Raw genomic sequence first — 19,074 nt, forward strand, 5'->3', positions numbered from 1 at the left:
ACCGTCCGATAAGTAGTGTCGGTCGGGTGGCCGACTTTCATCCCGAGCTGAAGCGCTCCGCCCGGTTGATCCCCCGCAGCATGATCACCCCCAATTCGTTGCCGGTGTTCCGCGTGGCCGCACGCCTGATGGACCGCCGAACGCCGCCCGACGTCGAGGTCCTGACGTTGACCTCCGGTGTCCGGGTTCGGCTACATCGAGTACCCGACGCGCAGGCGAAAGGCCCTGCGCTGCTGTGGATTCACGGCGGTGGTTACGTCATCGGCAGCGCAGCCCAGGACGACGACGTGTGCCGCCGGTTCGCCCGCGAGCTGGGTGTCACCGTCGCGGCAGTCGACTACCGTCTGGCGCCCGAGTACCCGTATCCGACCCCGCTCGAGGACTGTTACGGCGCGCTGCGCTGGCTGGTGGACCTGCCCGGCGTCGACCCCGCGCGCGTCGCCGTCGCCGGTGCCAGTGCCGGCGGCGGACTCGCCGCCGCTTTGGCGCTGCTGGCCCGCGACCGGGGTGAGGTGAACCTGGCGGCGCAACTGCTGGTCTACCCGATGGTCGACGACCGCTCGGCAACGCAGGAGGGTCTCGACGACCACCACCATCGGTTGTGGACGCAGAAGTCGAACGTCTACGGCTGGGCGAGTTACCTGGGCGACGCCGACCCGAACGTCGCCGTCCCCGCGCGCAATCCCGATCTTGGCGGGCTGCCGCCGGCGTGGATCGGGGTCGGCACCAACGACCTCTTCCATCAGGAGGATCTCGCCTACGCCGAACGCCTCACCTCAGCCGGGGTGCCGTGCGACGTCGAGGTCGTCCCTGGCGCCTTTCACGGTTTCGACGGCGTCGTCCCGAAAGCCCTGGTGTCACAGGGCTTCTTCGCCAACCAAGTCACCTGGTTGCGCCGACACCTCACGCAGACGGAATCGGCCCCGTCCTGAAACCGTCGCCACCGAGGGTGGTGCTCAGTCGCGCGGTGTTCTGCTCGTGGGGCTGGCCAAGCGGGATGGCGCTGGCCCGGTCCAGACGGTCGTAGATCTCCGCACCAAGGTCGACGTCGAGCGCGGCCAGGTAGTCGTCGAGTTGGTCCACCGTGCGCGGGCCGATCACCGGCACCACGCCCGTCGGTGACCGCCTGGCGCGTTCCAGCAGCCAGGCGACGGCCACCCTGGCAGGCGGCACCCCGAGCTCGCCAGCGGCGTCGAGCACGGCGCCCACCGTCGCGGCCTTCACCGGCTCGTCCTCGGCGTGTACCAACCGATTCCACTCGGTCAGCCTGCCCGCACTGCTGCTGCGGTACTTCCCGGTGAGCAGTCCGCCGCCCAGCGGGGACCACAGTGCGGCGCCGAGGCCGAGCGCCTCGGCCATGGGGAGGTTGTCGCGGTCACCGCTGCGCTCGACGAGGCTGTACTCGAACTGCACGGCCGAGATCGGCGTCCACCCCCGCACGTCGGCCAGGGTCACCCCACGAGCCGTCATCCACGCCGGGAAGTTCGACAGACCGGCGTAGAGGATCTTGCCTGCGCTGGCGAGGTCGTCGAATGCGCGGACGATCTCCTCGACCGGGGTGACGAAGTCCGGAAAGTGTACGTACAGCAGGTCGAGATAGTCGGTGTCGAGACGCCGCAGGCTGTCCTCGACCGAACGGAACATCGCCCGTCGGCCGTTGCCGGTTTGCAGTACGCCGCTGCCGTCCGGTGTCGCACCACCGATGGCGAACTTCGTGGCGATGGTGAACCGATCCCGTCGCCCCGCCAGGATGCGTCCGAGGTTCTCCTCGGACTCGCCGACCTGATAGCTCGCCGCCGTGTCGATCGCCGTGCCCCCGGCGTCGGCAAAGCGGTCGACCAGCGCACGGGACGTCTCGGCGTCGGCGCCGTACCCCCAGCGCGTCCCGAAGTTCCCTGCGCCGAGGGCGAGGGCGGACACGCGCAGGCCGTTGTTGCGACCGAAGGTGAAGTGCTCCATGCCCACATCCAAGACCAGTCGGGCTGAGTTTATTTCCAAATACTCAGATCCGTCACCGCTATCCCTTCAGGAAGGCCAGCAGGTCGGCGTTGATCACGTCGGCGTGCGTGGTGGGCATGCCGTGCGGGAAGTTGTCGCGGTAGGTCTTGAGCGTGCCGTTGACCAACAGTTCGGCGGACTTCGGCCCGGCGGCCACGTACGGCACGATCTGGTCGTCGACGCTGTGCATCACCAGGGTCGGTACGGTGATCTTCTTGAGGTCCTCGGTGAAGTCGGTCTGCGAGAACGCGACGATGCCGTCGTAGTGCGACAGGGCGTCACCCATCATCCCTTGGCGCCACCAGTTCTCGACGATCGCCTCAGACGATTCCACGCCCGGCTTGTCGAAGTTGTAGAACGGCCCCGACGGAAGCGCGCGGTAGAACTCCGACCGGTTCGCCGCCAGCTGGGCTTGCAGACCGTCGAACACGCTCTTGGGCAAGCCTTCTGGGTTCGCCTCGGTCTGCACCATCAACGGCGGGACCGCGCTGATCAGCACGGCCTTGACCGCTCGGCTCTCGCCGTGGCGGGCGAGATAGCGGACCACCTCACCACCGCCGGTGGAGTGCCCGACGTGGACGGCGTCGTGCAGGTCGAGGTGTTCGACCACGACGGCGAGGTCGTCGGCGTAGTGGTCCAGGTCGTGCCCGCCCGGGGTCTGCGTGGACCGACCATGGCCCCGCCGGTCGGCCGCGATCACGCGGTAACCCTGGGCCAGGAAGAACAACATCTGGTTGTCCCAGTCGTCCGACGACAGCGGCCAGCCGTGACTGAAGACGATCGGCTGCCCGGTACCCCAGTCCTTGTAGAAGATGTCGGTGCCGTCGGGTGTGGTGACGAAAGCCATTGCGGTGCCTCTCATTTGGCGGTAGAGAACTAACGGGGGTCGAGCGGGTTCACGCGTCCGACGACCAGCGGGTCGGCCGGGGTGAAGGGGAACGTCGGGAGGTCGTCGAGGTGGGTGTTGAACGTGGCGGCGAGCACTTCACGAGAGTATGCGCTGGCGGAGGCCTTGTAGCCGATGTCCGCAGGGAACGGCTGGTCGAAGAAGATCAGGAAGTGCCAGTCATCCTGGCCGATGTTCTCGATGTGGTGCGGGTAGGCCCGCGGGATGAAGTACATGTCGCCGGTGGTCATGTTCCACGTGTCCAGTGTGCCATCGGGATTCATCACCGTCATGCGAGCGTCGCCGTGCTGGACGTAGCCCATCTCGGCGGTGACGGGATGCCAGTGTGGCTCGCGCATGCCGTCCTCGGTGACGCGCAGCGAGTACATCGAGATGTTCTTCAGCGCCGGCCAGTACTGCTCGCGGGCGAAGCGGGCGCTGCCGCTGACGTAGTTCAGGCTGGGCGGCTGGGCCTCGACGTCGAACTTGTGGGGATCGTTGAAGTACGCGCCAGCGGGCACGACCGGATCACCGATGCGGGCGGCCAATTTGTGATCGGTTGTGGTGCGGCGGATCTTGGCGAAGTCCGAGGACGGCAGATTGTAGGTGTTGCCGAGCACGGCGTCGGAGAACGCGCCAAGGGTGGCGCCGAAACCGAAGTCCTCGGGACGCTCGTTGCGGAACGCGATGATGAACTCGGCGACGTCATCGCCGATGTTCTCGATGTGGTGCAGGGAGCCGGATTCGGCGTGGAACATCTGTCCGGCAGTGACGACGAAGCTCGAGAACTTGCTGCCGTCGTCGAGGATGGACACCAGGGCGGTGCCCGACACGCAGTAGGTGAGTTCGTCGGCGTTGGCGTGCCAGTGCGGCGTGCGCATCGCACCCGAGTTCAGCAACACCCGCTTGATCGACAGGCCCTTGAGGATGGGCAGGTTATCGGCGGTGACCCGCCGCATCGAGCCCAACTCGGACTCCTCGACGATCTCGCCGTCGAGTAGCGAGAGGGTGTGATTGCTGCGGTTGATCGACGTGGTCATGACTGCGCCTCCTCGGTATGCGGGTCGCCCAATCGGGCTATGCCACTTACCTTGCTCCACCGGGGGTGACGGCGTCGACGCCGCTGGCCGCAATGTCCACTACCGGTTAGCCCCCAGCGGTGGCGCGGGTCAGAACTGCAGCGCCCGGAATCGCCAGTCCAGCACCTGCCGGTCGGGCTCACCGACGGCGTAGACGAGCGACCGCAGCGACAGCACCCCGCCGCGGCCCGCGGGCAGCGACCGCACCGACTCCACGCGGAGTTCGCTGTACAGCGTGTCGTCCTCGCGCACCGGCCCGGTGTGATCGCAGGAGTCCCACCCGAGAACCGTCACCAGGTTCGGCAACAGCCGAGTGGCCTGTGCCAACGCCAGGCCGATGGTGTGCCCGCCGTAGACCAGCCGGTGGCCGTTGACCCGCCAATCATGATGTGTGGCAGCGATGTTGAGGCTCAACCGGGCGAGCTCCGGTGCGCTGCTGACGACGTCGCCGGTGCTCGTCAGCACCATGCCCGCCATCTCGGGGTCGAAGTGCGGGCCGGGCACCCGGGCGCGGAAGGCGTCGGCGTCCCATTCGGCGGTTGGGTCGGTCGTCGCCCCCGCGTCGGCCCCGATGGTGGAGAGGTCGTCGGCGTGCCCGGTGTCCGGCGCCTCCGGGCTCAGCGGCAGCATCGCGCATCGGTAGAAGTCCAGCACCAGCCGGTCGGCCTGGTCGACGGTCGTCATCCGCAGCGCCGCCAGCCCGGTCCGACCGCGGCCCGGCTTGGTCGAATTCTGTTTCAGGCCAACCACTTCGGTTCTCGTGTATAGGGTGTCGCCGATGATGGGGTACCGGAAGTACGTCAGACCGCGGTAGAAGAGGTTTGCCTTCACCCGCTGCGTCGCCAGGGTGCTCTGGCCGATTGCGACGTCGCTGACCATCGCGGGGTGGGCCAACGGCGCCGTGGCTCCGGTGACAGCCCGCGTCAGCGCGGCGTCCAGCGGCATCCGCATCGGGTCCCCGAGGATCGACTGGTGCACGGCCGCGGTGCCGGGCGTCAGCGTCATCGACGGTGCTCGATCGAACACCTGCCCAACCGCCAAGTCGTCGAAGAACGGGGCAGACGATATTTGGCCGGACAAAGTCACAGCGTCACATGCTGGCAGTGCAGTCATCGACGTGTCAATATGGCCGTACAAATGGACCTCAACGACGAAGAACTCATGCTGATCGCCACGGTGCGCGAATTCGTCGACCGTGACGTCAAACCGACCGTCCGCGACGTCGAGCACGCCAACACCTACCCCGAGGCGTGGATCGACCAGATGAAGCGCATCGGCATCTTTGGGCTGGCCGTGCCAGAGGCGCACGGCGGCACGCCGGTGTCGACGCGGTGCTACGTGCTGGTCACCCAGGAGTTGGCGCGCGGCTGGATGAGCCTGGCCGGGGCCATGGGCGGTCACACCGTCGTCGCCAAGCTCCTTGACCTGTTCGGCACCGACGAGCAGAAGCAGCGGTACCTGCCCGCCATGGCGACCGGCGAGCTCCGCGCGACGATGGCGCTCACCGAACCGGGCGGCGGCTCGGATCTGCAGGCGATGACGACCGTCGCCCGCGCCGACGGAGACGACCTGGTGGTCAACGGCGCCAAGACGTGGATCACCAACGCGCGGCGCTCGGGGCTGATCGCCCTGTTGTGCAAGACCGATCCTGGCGCCACCCCCAAGCACCGCGGCATGTCCATCGTGCTGGCCGAACACGCTGCGGGGCTGTCGGTCTCACGCGATCTACCCAAACTCGGCTACAAGGGCGTCGAGTCGTGCGAACTCTCGTTCGTCGACTATCGCGTGCCGTCGACCGCCATCCTCGGCGGCACGCCCGGCAAGGGTTTCGGGCAGATGATGAAAGGCCTCGAGACCGGCCGCATTCAGGTCGCCTCCCGTGCGCTTGGCGTCGCGACCGCCGCCTTCGAGGACGCCCTGGCCTATGCGCAGGAGCGCGAGAGCTTCGGCGAGCCGATCTGGAAGCACCAGGCCATCGGCAACTATCTGGCCGACATGGGCACCAAACTCACCGCCGCACGCCAGCTGACCCTGCACGCCGCCGACCGCTACGACAGCGGCGCACGGGCCGACATGGAAGCGGGCATGGCCAAGCTCTTCGCCTCGGAGACCGCGATGGAGATCGCCCTGAACGCGGTGCGGATCCACGGCGGCTACGGCTACTCCACCGAGTACGACGTGGAGCGCTACTTCCGCGACGCGCCGCTGATGATCGTCGACGAGGGCACCAACGAGATTCAGCGCAACGTGATCGCCGCCCAGCTGGTGGCCCGCGGCGGGCTCTGACCGTGCGCGCCCCACCCGCGTATCAGACTCTGCGCCAGACACTTCGGGACGAGATCGCGTCCGGCGCCTACGCCGACGGTGTCCGCCTGCCCACCGAGTCCGAGCTCGTCGCCCGCCACGGCCTGTCCCGGCAGACCGTACGGCGCGCCTTCCAGGACCTCGTCGCCGAGGGCGTGGTGTACCGGGTGCCGGGTCGTGGCACCTATGCCCACCAGGACGGGCGCCGCTACCTGCGGCAGCTCGGCTCGATCGAGGACCTGATGAGCCTGTCCGAGGACACCACCATGGAGGTGCTCACCGGGCTGCGGCGCCGCGTCGACGTCGAGGCGGCCAGCCGGCTGCGGCTCGACGACGACGTCGTCCACACCGTGGTGATTCGTCGCCTGCACGGCACCGATCCCGGCGTCCCGTTCGTGCTGACGCGCGTGCACCTGCCGGAGTTCGTGGCAACGCCGGTTCTCGGCGCACCGGAGTTGGCCGACGGAGCCGTCAGCACCTGCACCGTCATCGGACTGACCGAACCACACCTGGCCTCACCGATAACCGAAGCGGCCCAGTCGATCACGGTGTCCAGCGCCGACGACGAGGTGGCCGCGGCGGTGGGTTGCCCGCCGGGGCATCCGATGCTGCGGGTCGACCGGCTGTACTCCGACGCGTCGGGAACGCCGGTGGAGTTGGCGGTCAGCCACTTCCTGCCGGAGCAGTACACCTATCGGGTGACGCTGCGCCGGTCCTCCGGCGGTTTCGGCGCGTAAACGTTCGCCTGGCGAACGCCTACGCGCCGAAATCGTCTTAGCGGGAGTACTTCTCGATCAGCGTCTGCTTGTAGAGCTTGCCGGCGTCGGTGCGGGGCAGTTGGGCCTCGAAGGAGATCGACCGTGGACACTTGTAGTGGGACAACCGGTCTCGCAGCCAGGCCAGCAGTTCCTCGGCGAACGCGTCGGTGGCGTCGGCCTGGTCGACGGTCTGCACCACACCCTTGACCCGTTGGCCCATCTCCTCGTCGGGGATGCCGAACACCGCGGCGTCCATCACCTTGGGGTGGGTCACCAACACGTTCTCCGCCTCCTGCGGATAGATGTTGACCCCGCCCGAGATGATCATGTGATGTCGCCGGTCGGTCAGGTAGAGGTAGCCGTCCTCGTCGAGATATCCGATGTCTCCCACCGTCTTCCAGCCGTGCGAGTCGCGCGAGGACGCCGTCTTGGCCGGATCGTTGAGGTACTCGAAGTCGGCACCGCCCTCGAAGTAGATCTCGCCAGCCTCGCCAGGGGGCAACTCGTTGCCGTCCTCGTCGAGGATGTGCAGCGGGGTCATCATCGACCTGCCGACCGAGCCAGGGTGAGTCAGCCACTCCTCGGCACTGATGAGCGTCGACCCGATGGCCTCCGAAGACGCGTAGTACTCGTCGACGATCGGGCCCCACCAGTCGATCATCTGCTGCTTGATCTCCACCGGGCACGGCGCGGCGGCGTGCATGACGCGTTCCAGGCTGGAAACGTCGTAGGAGGTCCGCGCGGCCTCGGGCATCTTGAGCATGCGGGTGAACATCACGGGGACGAACTGGCCGTGCGTCACCCGGTGCTTCTGGATGGCCTCGAGGGCTCCCTCGGGGCTGAACTTGTCGAGGATGACTGTCGTGATGCCACCCGCCTGCGTCTGCATCGTCCAGACCGACGGGGCGGTGTGATAGAGCGGCGCGGGGCTGAGATAGACCGCCTCGGGGTGCATCCAGAAACCGACGAGCGCCGCCATCAAACCGGGCACCTCGGCAGGCGACTGATGCGTCAGCGCGCGCCTGATGCCCTTCGGCTGACCGGTCGTGCCAGAGGAGTACTGCAGCAGATCGCCCTCGATCTCGTCGTCGATGGGCGTAACCGGTTGGTCGACAACACATTCCGGGTAGCTCTGCCACCCGTCGAGATCGCCGTCCGCGACGAGGCGGACCGCGGGCAGACCGTTGGGCAGCTCCGCCTCGAGCCCGGCCAGCAGGTCGCGCAACCCGCCCGACCCGACGATCGCCTTCGCGCTGGAGTTGTCGACGATGTAGGCGACCTCGGCGGCCGTGAGGTGGGTGTTGATGGGCACGTAATACAGCCCGGCGCGGCGCGCGGCCCACATCACCGCGTGGAAGTGTTCGCTGTTCTCCATCAGCATCGCGACGGCGTCACCCTCGACGAGACCGGCCGAACGGAACAGGTGGGCGAGCTGGTTGGCCCTGGCCTCGAGCTCGCCGAAAGTCACCACCGTCCCTGACGGATGCATGATGATGGCCGGCTTGTCGGGGGTCGCTACGGCGGTGTCGCGGATCTGCATGACGTGACTCTACGACGGCCCGACTTGACGGGTGTCAACTAGGGTCCCCTACCCCCGCCACCACCCCTGCCACCAGTCCCGCCACCAGACGGAAAGGGCCCTTTCCGTCTGCTCGCGGGGAAGGAATTAGTCGGCTTCGGCCAACCGAGTCTTCAGCGCGTCGAACTCGTCCTTGATGCCGGTCGGCAGCTTCTCGCCGACGAAGGAGAACCACTCCTCGATGAGCGGAAGCTCCTTGCGCCATTCGTCGGCGTTGACGGCCAGCGCCTCGTCGACGTCGGCCGCGTCGACGTCCAGACCGTCCAGGTCGAGGTCGGCGGCGGTCGGGACGATGCCGATCGGGGTGCTCTTGCCGTCGGCCTGGTGCTCGATGCGCTCGATCGCCCACTTCAGCACGCGGCTGTTCTCACCGAATCCCGGCCACAGGAACCGGCCGTCGTCGCCACGGCGGAACCAGTTGACGAAGAAGACCGCGGGCATCTTGGACTCGTCGGCGTTCTTGCCGAGGTCGATCCAGTGCTGGAAGTAGTCACCGACGTTGTAACCGAGGAACGGCAGCATGGCCATCGGGTCGCGACGGACGGTGCCGACCTTGCCCTCGGCTGCCGCGGTGGTCTCCGAACCCAGCGTGGCGCCGATGAACACGCCGTGCTGCCAGTCGCGGGCCTGGGTGATCAGCGGAACCGTGGTCTTGCGGCGCCCGCCGAACAGGATCGCCGAGATCGGCACGCCCTGCGGGTCGTCCCACTCCGGCGCCAGCGTCGGGCACTGCGAGATCGGGGTGCAGTACCGCGAATTGGGGTGCGCCGCCTTGGTATCGGACTCGCGGTCCCACTCGTGACCCTTCCAGTCGATCAGATGGTCGGGGTCGCCTTCGAGGCCCTCCCACCACACGTCGCCGTCGTCGGTCTTGGCGACGTTGGTGAAGACGGTGTTGCCGCCGGCGATGGTCTTCATCGCATTCGGGTTGCTGCTCCAGTTGGTGCCGGGCGCGACGCCGAAGAAGCCGAACTCGGGGTTGACGGCGTAGAGCCGGCCGTCCTTGCCGAATCGCATCCACGCGATGTCGTCACCGACGGTCTCGGCGCGCCACCCTGGGATGGTCGGCTGAAGCATCGCGAGGTTGGTCTTGCCGCATGCCGACGGGAACGCCGCGGCGACGAAGTACGACTTGTTCTCGGGGCTGATCAGCTTGAGGATCAGCATGTGCTCGGCGAGCCAGCCCTCGTCGTGGGCCATCGCCGACGCGATGCGCAGCGAGTAGCACTTCTTGCCTAGCAGCGCGTTGCCGCCGTACCCGGACCCGTAGCTCCAGATCTCGCGGGTCTCGGGGAAGTGGGTGATGTACTTGGTGTCGTTGCACGGCCACGGGACGTCCGCCTGGCCCTGCTCGAGCGGCGCCCCGATCGAGTGCAGCGCCTTGACGAAGAAGCCGTCGTCACCGATCTTGTCGAGCGCGTCCTTGCCCATCCGGGTCATGGTGCGCATCGAGACGACGACGTACTCCGAGTCGGTGATCTCGACGCCGAGCTTGGGATCCTCGGCGCCAAGCGGGCCCATGCAGAACGGGACGACCCACAGGGTGCGTCCGCGCATCGAACCGCGGTACAGGCCGGTCATCAGCTCCCGCATCTCGGCGGGGTCCATCCAGTTGTTGGTCGGGCCCGCGTCGATCTCGCGCTCCGAACAGATGTAGGTCCGTGATTCGACGCGCGCCACGTCGGACGGGTCCGACAGCGCCAGGAAGGAGTTCGGCTGCTTCTTGTCGTCGAGCTTCTGGAAGGTGCCCACCTCGACGAGGTGTGAGGTCAGACGTTCGTACTCTTCGTCGGAGCCGTCGGCGAACATGACGCGATCGGGCTCGGTGAGCTCGGCAACCTCGCGAACCCAGGCCAGCAGCCCCTCGTGTTTCGTCGGTGCGCTGTCCAGACCGGGAATGGTCGCTGAGGTCATCTAAAATCTCCTGCTCGGCGGTCTCGGTGAATGCCTGGGATCGAGGTTAACGCGGGTGACATACCCGCGGTTAATCGGTGGTATGTCCGTTGTCTCACAAGAACGATTCAGATGAGCGTTTCCGGCGAAATTCGCCTCGAAATCCTCGATTCACCACCATTCATACTGGTCAGTAACCACATTGCGCGTCAACGGCCGGCTCTCCACCCCCGGTTGCGGCGGGGCTGCGCGCGTTCCCGCCGCCCATCGCGACTCGGCGATCAGCAACCGCTCGGCGACCATCGCCTCCCCATGCCACCGGAGCGTGGCGGCGACCTCCACTACCCACCTGTCGAGGAGCGCGCGATCGTTCAGTAACCCTCGCGCCCGCACCACCCACACCACCAGCGCCAGCCCGGCCGCGGTGCCTGCCGCCCAGCCGAGCGCCGAGGATCCGGGCAGCAGCCCAGCCAGCAGCCGACTACATGCCAGCGCGATGCCCGCCCCGAACCCCACGCCGAGCACGGCCACCAGACGGCCCTCCAGGCGCCTGGAGGACGTCGTCGTCCGTCTGACGTCGGGCGGATCGGGCGGCGGTGGGGTCGGCGTCGCGGTCAACCCGAGCCCGGCGGCGGCGTGGACCACGCGGTCGACCTCATCGGCCAGCCGCACGTGAAAACTCAGTGCCTCCGCCGTCACCAGCGCCTCGAATCCCTCCGCTCCACCGACGCCCACCTCGGCCGCGGCGTCCCGCAGATTGGCGCGCACCGCCGCGCTCTCGTCCCTGACGACGCGGAGCAGCCGTAGCCGAGCCCCCGCAAGGACGCGCCTCAGCTCGGCCGGGTCCCGTCCCGGGCGAGGCCGCACAGCGCGAGACACGCTGATGGGCAAGGGACTTCGCCCCAGCTCACCGCGCAGCAGGTCGACCAGCTCGTCGACTCGGGGTTCTCCGAGACCTGGCGCGGCGGCGACCCCCAGCCAGGGTGTCGAACGGTACCGCCCGTCCCACGCGGCGACGCGCGCCCGATCGGCAGCCACGACGTCACGCCACCCGCGGTGCGCGTCGATCTTCGACACCACCCCGATCACCAGACCGGTGTGCGCGGCCGCCCGCTCGACCGACGCCCAGTCCGACCTGGTCAACGGCGCCGCAGCCGAGAAGACGGCCAGCACGGCGTCGGGTGCGCGCCCCGCCAAACCGCCGGTCTCGACGACGTCCACCTCGGGAAGGCGGGGTCGAAGGGCGGCCACGACCCCACCCACCCCGGCCAGCGGCGGCCCGACCACCAGGACGACGCGGCCCGTCGCCGTCACGTCCGCTGCTTCCGCACACCGTCCAGCAGACGCAGCGAGCCCCTGACGATGTCGGCGCCGCACTGCCGATGCAGCGCGTTGACGGGCCCGCGGCCATAGGTTCGCCACGCCAGCGCCCGGTCGAGGTGGGCGGCAGCGGTGTCACCGCAGTCGACCGACAGCCCGGCCGCGGTGACCACGTCGACTGCGGCGGTCATCGTGGCCATCGCCGTGACGTCGGAGACCAACAGCTCCGAGAGGGCATCGTCGTCGAATTCGGCGGCAAGACACTGCAACTCGACGATCGCTCCACGCAGCCGGCGGTATCTGACCGGCGCGGCAACCGCGTCGAGCGCGGACAGCACCCCGTCGACGTTGCCGACGCCTGCCAGATGCGTCGACAACCGCTCGGGGTCGCACCCGTCGGCCAGCGCGAGGACGGCATGGGCGATGCCGAACCGGTCAAGCCGCGCCAGCAGCCGGACCCGCACGTCCCGTTCGACGGGATGGGGGTCGTCGACGAACGCGTCGACGCTGGTGAGATTGGGCGGTTCGGTGACGAAGTGACGCAGTGCCGCGACGAGGGCGTCGTCGAGGTCGGCCGGCTCCAACGCGGCCAGCAGCCCGACCGCCGGGACGGCGGGGATGCCGACCTGCCGGTGGACGTCGACTGCGCGCCTGCGGGCCAGCTCCATCGGTCCCCCTGCCCCGGCCCCGGCCAGATCCGCCTTGGTGAGCACGACCAGCACCGGTCGACGGGCGGCCCGAACCATCTCGAGGTCTTCGTCCTTGACCGCTTCCGCGACGACCAGCACGCAGACGTCACCGTCGTGGGAAGCCGAGACGGCGACCCCGCGGCGGTGCAGCGCGGTCGCCACGTGGCCGCGGCCGACGCCCTCTCGGCCCAACACGGCGACACGGACCGGCCGGCCGATGCGGTCGGCGATCCGCTTCACGCGCGGGTCACCCGCCACGTTCTGCAGCTCTCCGACGAACGCCTGCGTCACTACTCACTCCCCCGACCTTCACCCGGGTTTCATCGTGACACCGCCGCGCGCCCCCGCCGAGCGGCAAAATCCCGCCGCCGCGTGGTAGCCGGTCAAGGCAACTGTTGGGTATCAAATTGCCCCACGATGAGGGCACACCGGCCCCGATGAGCGACCATGGACGGATGCACGCGCAGCGCGAGGGGTCCGATCAGTCGGTCTCCGATGAAGACTCCGTCGGCGCGCACACCCCTCGTCGCGTCAGCAGCTTCCGTTCCCGCCGGTCGGCGTTGTCGGGATTGCAGCGCGAAACGTGGGATCGCCGCTGGCCAGAGCTCGGAATGCTGGTCAGGGATTCCGACGGTGAAATCGCAGGCCCGCTCGACGCGGAGGCGTGGTTCGGGCGGTCCGCGCCGCTCGTCCTGGAGATCGGGTGCGGAACCGGCGTCTCGACGCTGGCGATGGCGGCGACCGAGCCGGACCTGGACGTGATCGCCGTCGAGGTCTACAAGCGCGGCCTCGCGCAGCTGCTCAACGGCGTCGACCGCGAGGGCCTCGAGAACGTGCGTCTGATCCGCGGCGACGGAGTCGACGTGCTCGAACACCTCCTGACCTCGGGTTCGCTCACCGGCGTCCGGGTGTTCTTTCCGGACCCGTGGCCGAAGGCCCGCCACCACAAGCGCCGACTGCTGCAGCCGGACACCGTGGCGATGATCGCCGACCGGCTGCGCCCCGGCGGCATCCTGCACGCCGCCACCGATCATGCGGGTTACGCCGAGCAGATCGGCGAGGTCGGCGACGCCGAACCCACGCTGCGCAGGCTGAGCGACTCCGTGATCGACGACCCCGGTGCCAACCTGCCGATCTCGGTCCGGCGACCCGTCACCAAGTACGAGGACAAGGCGCAACGCGCGGGCAGCGCCGTCGCCGAGTTCATCTGGGAGAAGCCGTAATGAGCCTCACGGAGGACTTCGGCATGGTCGGAGAGGACGTCGGCGAGATTGCCGATGAACTTCCGAGCGAGGTCGACGACACCGTCGACCTGCAGCCCCAGGCCCCCCAACGTGTGCTCCTGGTCTGGGACGCGCCCAACTTGGACATGGGCCTTGGGTCGATTCTCGGTGGTCGCCCGACGGCGGCGCACCGGCCGCGTTTCGACGCCCTCGGTCGCTGGCTGCTGGCCCGCACCGCGGACCTGTCCCGCGAGCGTGCCTCCGAAGAGCCGCAGGTCACGTTCGAGCCCGAGGCCACGGTCTTCACCAACATCGCGCCGGGCAGCTCCGACGTCGTCCGACCGTGGGTGGAGGCGCTGCGCAACGTCGGTTTTGCGGTGTTCGCCAAACCAAAGGTCGACGACGACAGCGACGTCGACGCCGACATGCTCGAGCACATCGCGCTACGCCGCCGCGAAGGTCTGGCCAGCGTGTTCGTCGCATCCGCCGACGGTCAGGCGTTCCGGCTGCCGCTCGAGGACATCGCGCGGGACGGCATCCCCGTCAGCGTTCTCGGATTTCGCGAACATGCGAGTTGGGCGCTAGCGTCGGATACCTTGGAGTTCGTCGACCTCGAGGACATCTCTGGTGTCTTCCGGGAGCCGTTACCGCGAATCAGCCTTGATTCGCTGCCCCAGCAGGGGGCGTGGTTGCAGCCGTTCCGGCCGCTGTCCTCGTTGCTTACCTCACGCTAGTGCACGATTGAGATCGAAGCAGCGGAGGTAGAGAGAACTTGAAGAAGATCAGTTAGGAGCTCACGTGTTCGCCTGGTGGGGTCGGATGGTGTACCGATTCCGATACATAGTGATCGGAGTCATGGTCGCGCTGTGCGTGGGCGGCGGCATCTACGGCGCAAGCCTGGGGCAGCACGTCACTCAGAGCGGGTTCTACGACGAGACCAGTCAGTCGGTCGCCGCGTCGGAGTTGGCCGACCAGGTCTACGGACGTGACCGGCTCAGCCACATCGTGGCCGTTCTCGACGCGCCGGATGGCAAGAAGGCCGACGACCCGCAGTGGTCGAAGGAAGTCAAGGCCGAGCTCGACAAGGTCGTCAAGGACCATCCCGACCAGATTCTGTCCTGGCAGGGCTACCTGACCAATCCGTCGGGCGACCCGACCACCAACAAGGCCCTCGCCAACGACGGCACGCGCACGTTCGTCGTCATGCCTCTCAAGGGCGACGACGACGACACCATCCTCAAGAACTACAAGATCATCCAGCCGGATCTTCAAACGGTCGACGACGGCAAGATTCAACTCGCCGGCCTGCAGCCCATCGCCAGCGAGCTCACCGGCACCATCGGCGAGGACCAGAAGCGCGCCGAGGTCGCGGCCATCCCGCTGGTCGCGGTGGTGCTGTTCTTCGTCTTCGGCACCGTCATCGCGGCCAGCCTGCCCGCCATCATCGGCGGCCTGACCATCATGGGCGCGCTCGGCATCATGCGGGTGGCCGCCGACTTCACCCCGGTGCACTTCTTCGCCCAGCCAGTCGTGACCCTGATCGGTCTCGGCATCGCGATCGACTACGGCCTCTTCATCGTGAGCCGGTTCCGAGAAGAGCTCGCCGAGGGGTATGACACCGAGGCCGCGGTAAGACGCACGATGATGACCTCCGGTCGCACCGTCATGTTCTCGGCAGTGATCATCGTGGCGTCGTCGGTGCCGCTGCTGCTGTTCCCGCAGGGGTTCCTCAAGTCCATCACGTACGCGATCATCGCGTCGGTCATGCTCGCGGCGATCATGTCGAACACGGTGCTCATCGCCGCGTTGGCCGTCCTCGGACACCGCGTCGACTCACTCGGCGTGAACTCGCTGACGAAGTTCGCGCTGCCGAACACCATCCACTCGGACCCCTCGAACCCGAAGAAGAACACCTTCGCCCTCGCGGCGATCCCGACGGGCATCCTGCTTCCCCCGGTGGGCATCGCGGTCGGGCACATCGCCCGCACCCAGATAAAGAAGACCGGTGAGCAGGGCGCAGGCCTGGCCTACATCGGTCTGGTGTTCGCCTACCTCGGTCTCTACGGCGGACTCGCCTACGGTTGCTATGCCCTCCGCGATGCGGGGACCGTCGACGGGTCCCTGTTCTGGATCCTGCTCGGCATCGTGATCTTCTGCGCCAGCGTCACCGCGATCCTGGCGGTGGCCCGGTTCGTCCCGTTCGTCCGCCGGATCACCGTCTGGTGGCTGAACTTCCTGACCGAGAAGACCCAGAAGACGAAGACCCGCGAAGAGGTCGAGAAGGGCTTCTGGGGCACCCTTGTCAACAAGGTCATGAAACGGCCGGGCCTGTTCGCCCTGCCCATCGTGATCGTCATGACCCTGCTCGTCATTCCGCTCGGTCAGCTCGCCCTCGGCGGCATCAGCGAGAAGTACCTCCCCCCGGACAACGCGGTGCGTCAGGCGCAGAACGCCTTCGACTCCAGCTTCCCCGGCTATCGCACCGAGAAGTTGACCCTGGTCGTCCAGGGCGCGACGCCCGAACAGCTCGCCCAGGTGAAGAACGAGGCGTCCCAGATCACCGGGTTCACCGGCACGTGGGACGAGCGTCCGGTGGCGCCGGAGGTCAAGGACCCGAAGATCCCGATCGGCGCGGACGGGCAACCGCACCCGTGTCTGTCGAAGGATCTGCCCTGCGTCCTGCAGAACGGCCTCGAAGTACGCAACGACGCCTCCAAGAAGATCGACGAACTCCGTGAGATGTCCGCCCCGAAGGGCGTGACGATCTGGGTGGGCGGCACCCCCGCGCTGGAGCAGGACAGCATCCACAGCCTCTTCGCGAAGCTGCCGGTGATGGTCGTCGTGCTGATCCTCACCACCACCGTGCTGATGTTCCTGGCGTTCGGCTCGCTGGTGCTGCCCATCAAGGCGGCGCTGATGAGCGCGCTGACGCTCGGCTCGACCATGGGCATCCTGACCTGGATGTTCGTCGACGGGCATGGGTCCGGACTGATGAATTACACGCCGCAACCATTGATGGCCCCAATGATCGGGTTGATCATCGCCGTCATTTGGGGTCTGTCGACGGACTACGAGGTGTTCTTGGTCTCCCGCATGGTGGAGGCCAGGGCCCGCGGACTGTCGACGGCCGAGGCGATCCGCGTCGGAACGGCCACCACCGGTCGACTCATCACCGGCGCCGCGCTGATCCTGGCGGTCGTGGCAGGCGCGTTCGTGTTCTCCGATCTGGTGATGATGAAGTACCTGGCCTTCGGCCTGCTGTTGGCGCTGCTCCTCGACGCCACGGTCATCCGGATGTTCCTGGTGCCGGCGATCATGAAGATGCTCGGCGACGACTGCTGGTGGGCACCGCAGTGGATGAAGCGCATCCAGGAGCGGCTGGGACTCGGCGAGGTCGAGCTGCCCGACGAACGCAAGCGGCCGACCGCCCGCGAGGCCGAGGTCGACGCCGAGGCACTCGTCGGCGCCGGAGCACCCATGCGAGCGCTCCCTCCGCACGACCCCACGCACCCGCAGCCGGGACCGCGCTCGGTCACCACCGGCAAGGTCGCGCCGCAGCGGGTCAGCCCGCCGTCGGCAGCGGGCACCACCCGCTTGCCAACGGCACCGCCTCCGCCACCGGCCGAGCCGCCGACGACGCGGATGCCCGCCGCTGCACCCGTCGACCAGACGACTCGGATGCCTGCTCAGACCGAGCCGCCCACCACGCGCACCCCTCGGGTCGACCCGGGCCGCCCGGCCACCCCGCCGCGGACCCCGTCCCCGGCCAAGGCGTCCAGCCCCCGCGGCTCGGACGACGCAGCTGGTCGGGAGATCGAGTCTTGGCTGGGTGACCTGCGCGGCGGTGCCGCACAGGGCGAGGCCAAGCGTCCGCCGACCGCAGGCCGACGCCAGCCACCGCCGCCTGCGACCGAACCGCCGACCACGGCGATTCCCGTTTCCCGGCCGACGGACTCCGATCAGACCGAGAAGATCGACACCCGTGAGGTGTCCGACGAGAATCCCAAGCGTCGGGGCGGCGGCATGAGCGCCGCGGACCTGCTGCGTCGGGAAGGCCGGCTCTAGTCCTTCGGGGACAGTTCGTCGGTCTCGCCTTCGATGGGCGGTCCGACGTCCGCCGCGAGAGCGGCTTCCTCGGCGGCGGGGTCGTCGGCGAGCAGGACGCGCATCGCGCTGTTGACCACGGCGACGATCGGCACGGCCAGCAGCGCGCCGACGATGCCCGCCGTGACGCCGCCCGCGGTGATCGCCAGGACCACCGCGAGCGGGTGCAGTGACACCGCACGGCCCATCACCAGCGGCTGCAGGACGTGCGCCTCGAGTTGCTGCACGGCGATGATGAGCCCGAAGGTGATCAGTGCGTAGACCCATCCCTTCGCGATCAGCGCGACGATGACGGCCAGTCCCCCGGTCAGCACCGCGCCGACCAGCGGGATGAACGCACCGAGGAACACCAGTGAGGCCAGCGGCAGCGCGAGCGGGATGCCCATGATCGCCAAGCCCGTCCCGATGCCTACGGCGTCGACGAACGCCACCAGGAACGTCGCGCGGACGTAGCCGATCAGCGAGTGGAAACCCGCCCGGCTGGCGTCGCGCACCCTTGGGCGCACGTTCGTCGGGAAGATCTTCGTGACGAACGCGAAGATGTGGCGGCCGCCCTGCAGCAGGAAGATCAGCGTGAAGAGCATCAGCAGGGCGCCGGTGACGATCTCGGTGATGGTGCCTGCCGTCGACAGGGCGCCGCTGGTCAGCTTCGACTGGTTGTTCTTGAGCGCCTCGATCGCGGTGTCGGTCGCGCTCTTGATCTGGTCGTTGCTGAAGTGCGACAGCAAGCCGGTGTTCAGCGAGTTCCTGGCATTGGTGATGCTGAGGGTGACCTGGTCGACCAGTGCGGGCGCGCCCTGGATGAACTGGCTGACGACGAACGTCAGGAGGCCGCCGACCACGACGATGCTGCCGACGATGACGGCTGCCACGGCGGCACCCCTCGGCAGTCCCAAGCGGTCGAGGAAGTCGACGAGCGGAAGCAGCATCGCCGTCACCATCGTCGCGAGCAGCACGGGCACCACGATGACCTCGAGGTGCGAGACGACCCAGACGACGGCGACCAGGGCGCCGAGGATGATCAGCAGCCGCCACGACCACGCGGCGGTCTTGCGGACGATGGGGTGGACCGACGCGTCGGCCTCCGGATCGAGTGACAATGATTTCGGCGGAGATGATGCGAGGGCCTCTGACGACCGGGAAGGCATCCCGGTAGCGTAACGACTCGCCGCGCCGGTTCCTGGCAAAGCTGGCGGTGTGGTGGCGCGCCGTTACCCTGGAGGCCGTGTCGCAGGATGCCG

General features: G+C 68.0%; 15 protein-coding genes. 6 read left to right on the forward strand and 9 right to left on the reverse strand.

Features of this window, described 5'->3' with window-relative positions; all coding sequences use genetic code 11:
• Window positions 1–80: 80 nt before the first annotated feature.
• A complete protein-coding gene (locus B1790_RS20710) occupies window positions 81–932 on the forward strand; it encodes an alpha/beta hydrolase (protein WP_079925163.1) in 852 nt (283 codons plus the stop codon).
• Here the strand turns inward: B1790_RS20710 and B1790_RS20715 are convergent.
• From B1790_RS20715 to B1790_RS20730, 4 genes are all read right to left on the reverse strand, one after another.
• Window positions 904–1,959 carry an aldo/keto reductase gene (locus B1790_RS20715; RefSeq protein ID WP_079925116.1) on the reverse strand — a complete coding sequence of 352 codons (1,056 nt, stop codon included), beginning with the start codon at window positions 1,957–1,959 and terminating at the stop codon, window positions 904–906. The two genes, B1790_RS20710 and B1790_RS20715, sit on opposite strands and share 29 nt — an antisense overlap.
• 58 nt (window positions 1,960–2,017) lie before the next feature.
• A complete protein-coding gene (locus B1790_RS20720; RefSeq protein WP_079925164.1) occupies window positions 2,018–2,845 on the reverse strand; it encodes an alpha/beta fold hydrolase in 828 nt (275 codons plus the stop codon).
• Between the two features lie 29 nt (window positions 2,846–2,874).
• Window positions 2,875–3,924 carry a cupin domain-containing protein gene (locus tag B1790_RS20725; protein ID WP_079925117.1) on the reverse strand — a complete coding sequence of 350 codons (1,050 nt, stop codon included), beginning with the start codon at window positions 3,922–3,924 and terminating at the stop codon, window positions 2,875–2,877.
• Between the two features lie 129 nt (window positions 3,925–4,053).
• Complete coding sequence (locus B1790_RS20730) at window positions 4,054–5,076, reverse strand: MaoC family dehydratase (protein ID WP_079925118.1); 1,023 nt, start codon at window positions 5,074–5,076, stop codon at window positions 4,054–4,056.
• A 12-nt stretch (window positions 5,077–5,088) separates the two neighbouring features.
• Between B1790_RS20730 and B1790_RS20735 the strand changes: the two genes are divergently transcribed.
• Together B1790_RS20735 and B1790_RS20740 are read left to right on the forward strand one after the other, a co-directional pair.
• Entirely contained in the window at window positions 5,089–6,249 is a 1,161-nt protein-coding gene (locus tag B1790_RS20735) for an acyl-CoA dehydrogenase family protein (protein ID WP_142271421.1), read from the forward strand.
• Between the two features lie 2 nt (window positions 6,250–6,251).
• Window positions 6,252–7,004 carry a GntR family transcriptional regulator gene (locus B1790_RS20740; RefSeq protein WP_079925120.1) on the forward strand — a complete coding sequence of 251 codons (753 nt, stop codon included), beginning with the start codon at window positions 6,252–6,254 and terminating at the stop codon, window positions 7,002–7,004.
• A 37-nt stretch (window positions 7,005–7,041) separates the two neighbouring features.
• Here the strand turns inward: B1790_RS20740 and fadD4 are convergent, their stop codons facing one another.
• The 4 genes from fadD4 to B1790_RS20760 form a co-directional block, all read right to left on the reverse strand.
• Window positions 7,042–8,565 carry a fatty-acid--CoA ligase FadD4 gene (gene fadD4, locus B1790_RS20745; RefSeq protein WP_079925121.1) on the reverse strand — a complete coding sequence of 508 codons (1,524 nt, stop codon included), beginning with the start codon at window positions 8,563–8,565 and terminating at the stop codon, window positions 7,042–7,044.
• 126 nt (window positions 8,566–8,691) lie between these two features.
• Complete coding sequence (locus B1790_RS20750; protein ID WP_079925122.1) at window positions 8,692–10,518, reverse strand: phosphoenolpyruvate carboxykinase (GTP); 1,827 nt, start codon at window positions 10,516–10,518, stop codon at window positions 8,692–8,694.
• A 150-nt stretch (window positions 10,519–10,668) separates the two neighbouring features.
• Entirely contained in the window at window positions 10,669–11,811 is a 1,143-nt protein-coding gene (locus B1790_RS20755; RefSeq protein ID WP_079925123.1) for a hypothetical protein, read from the reverse strand.
• The gene (locus tag B1790_RS20760; RefSeq protein WP_142271422.1) at window positions 11,808–12,797 is read right to left on the reverse strand and encodes a hypothetical protein; all 990 of its coding nucleotides are present in this window, start codon (window positions 12,795–12,797) and stop codon (window positions 11,808–11,810) included. Before B1790_RS20760 ends, B1790_RS20755 begins: the two co-directional genes overlap by 4 nt.
• 164 nt (window positions 12,798–12,961) lie before the next feature.
• Between B1790_RS20760 and trmB the strand changes: the two genes are divergently transcribed.
• The 3 genes from trmB to B1790_RS20775 all read left to right on the forward strand — a co-directional run bounded on the left by trmB (window position 12,962) and on the right by B1790_RS20775 (window position 17,794).
• Window positions 12,962–13,729 carry a tRNA (guanosine(46)-N7)-methyltransferase TrmB gene (trmB, locus tag B1790_RS20765; protein WP_369832389.1) on the forward strand — a complete coding sequence of 256 codons (768 nt, stop codon included), beginning with the start codon at window positions 12,962–12,964 and terminating at the stop codon, window positions 13,727–13,729.
• Complete coding sequence (locus B1790_RS20770) at window positions 13,729–14,463, forward strand: NYN domain-containing protein (RefSeq protein WP_142271423.1); 735 nt, start codon at window positions 13,729–13,731, stop codon at window positions 14,461–14,463. Before trmB ends, B1790_RS20770 begins: the two co-directional genes overlap by 1 nt.
• A gap of 64 nt (window positions 14,464–14,527) precedes the next feature.
• Window positions 14,528–17,794 (forward strand): MMPL family transporter, encoded by a 3,267-nt coding sequence (locus B1790_RS20775; protein ID WP_079925125.1) that lies wholly within the window; start codon window positions 14,528–14,530, stop codon window positions 17,792–17,794.
• On the opposite strand, the gene B1790_RS20780 is transcribed toward B1790_RS20775, so the two are convergent.
• On the reverse strand, window positions 17,791–18,981 hold the full coding sequence (locus B1790_RS20780) for an AI-2E family transporter (RefSeq protein ID WP_142271424.1): 1,191 nt from the start codon (window positions 18,979–18,981) through the stop codon (window positions 17,791–17,793). The genes B1790_RS20775 and B1790_RS20780 overlap by 4 nt on opposite strands.
• Window positions 18,982–19,074 lie beyond the last annotated feature (93 nt).

The organism is Mycobacterium sp. AT1 (assembly GCF_002043095.1).
Taxonomy (GTDB): Bacteria; Actinomycetota; Actinomycetes; order Mycobacteriales; family Mycobacteriaceae; genus Mycobacterium.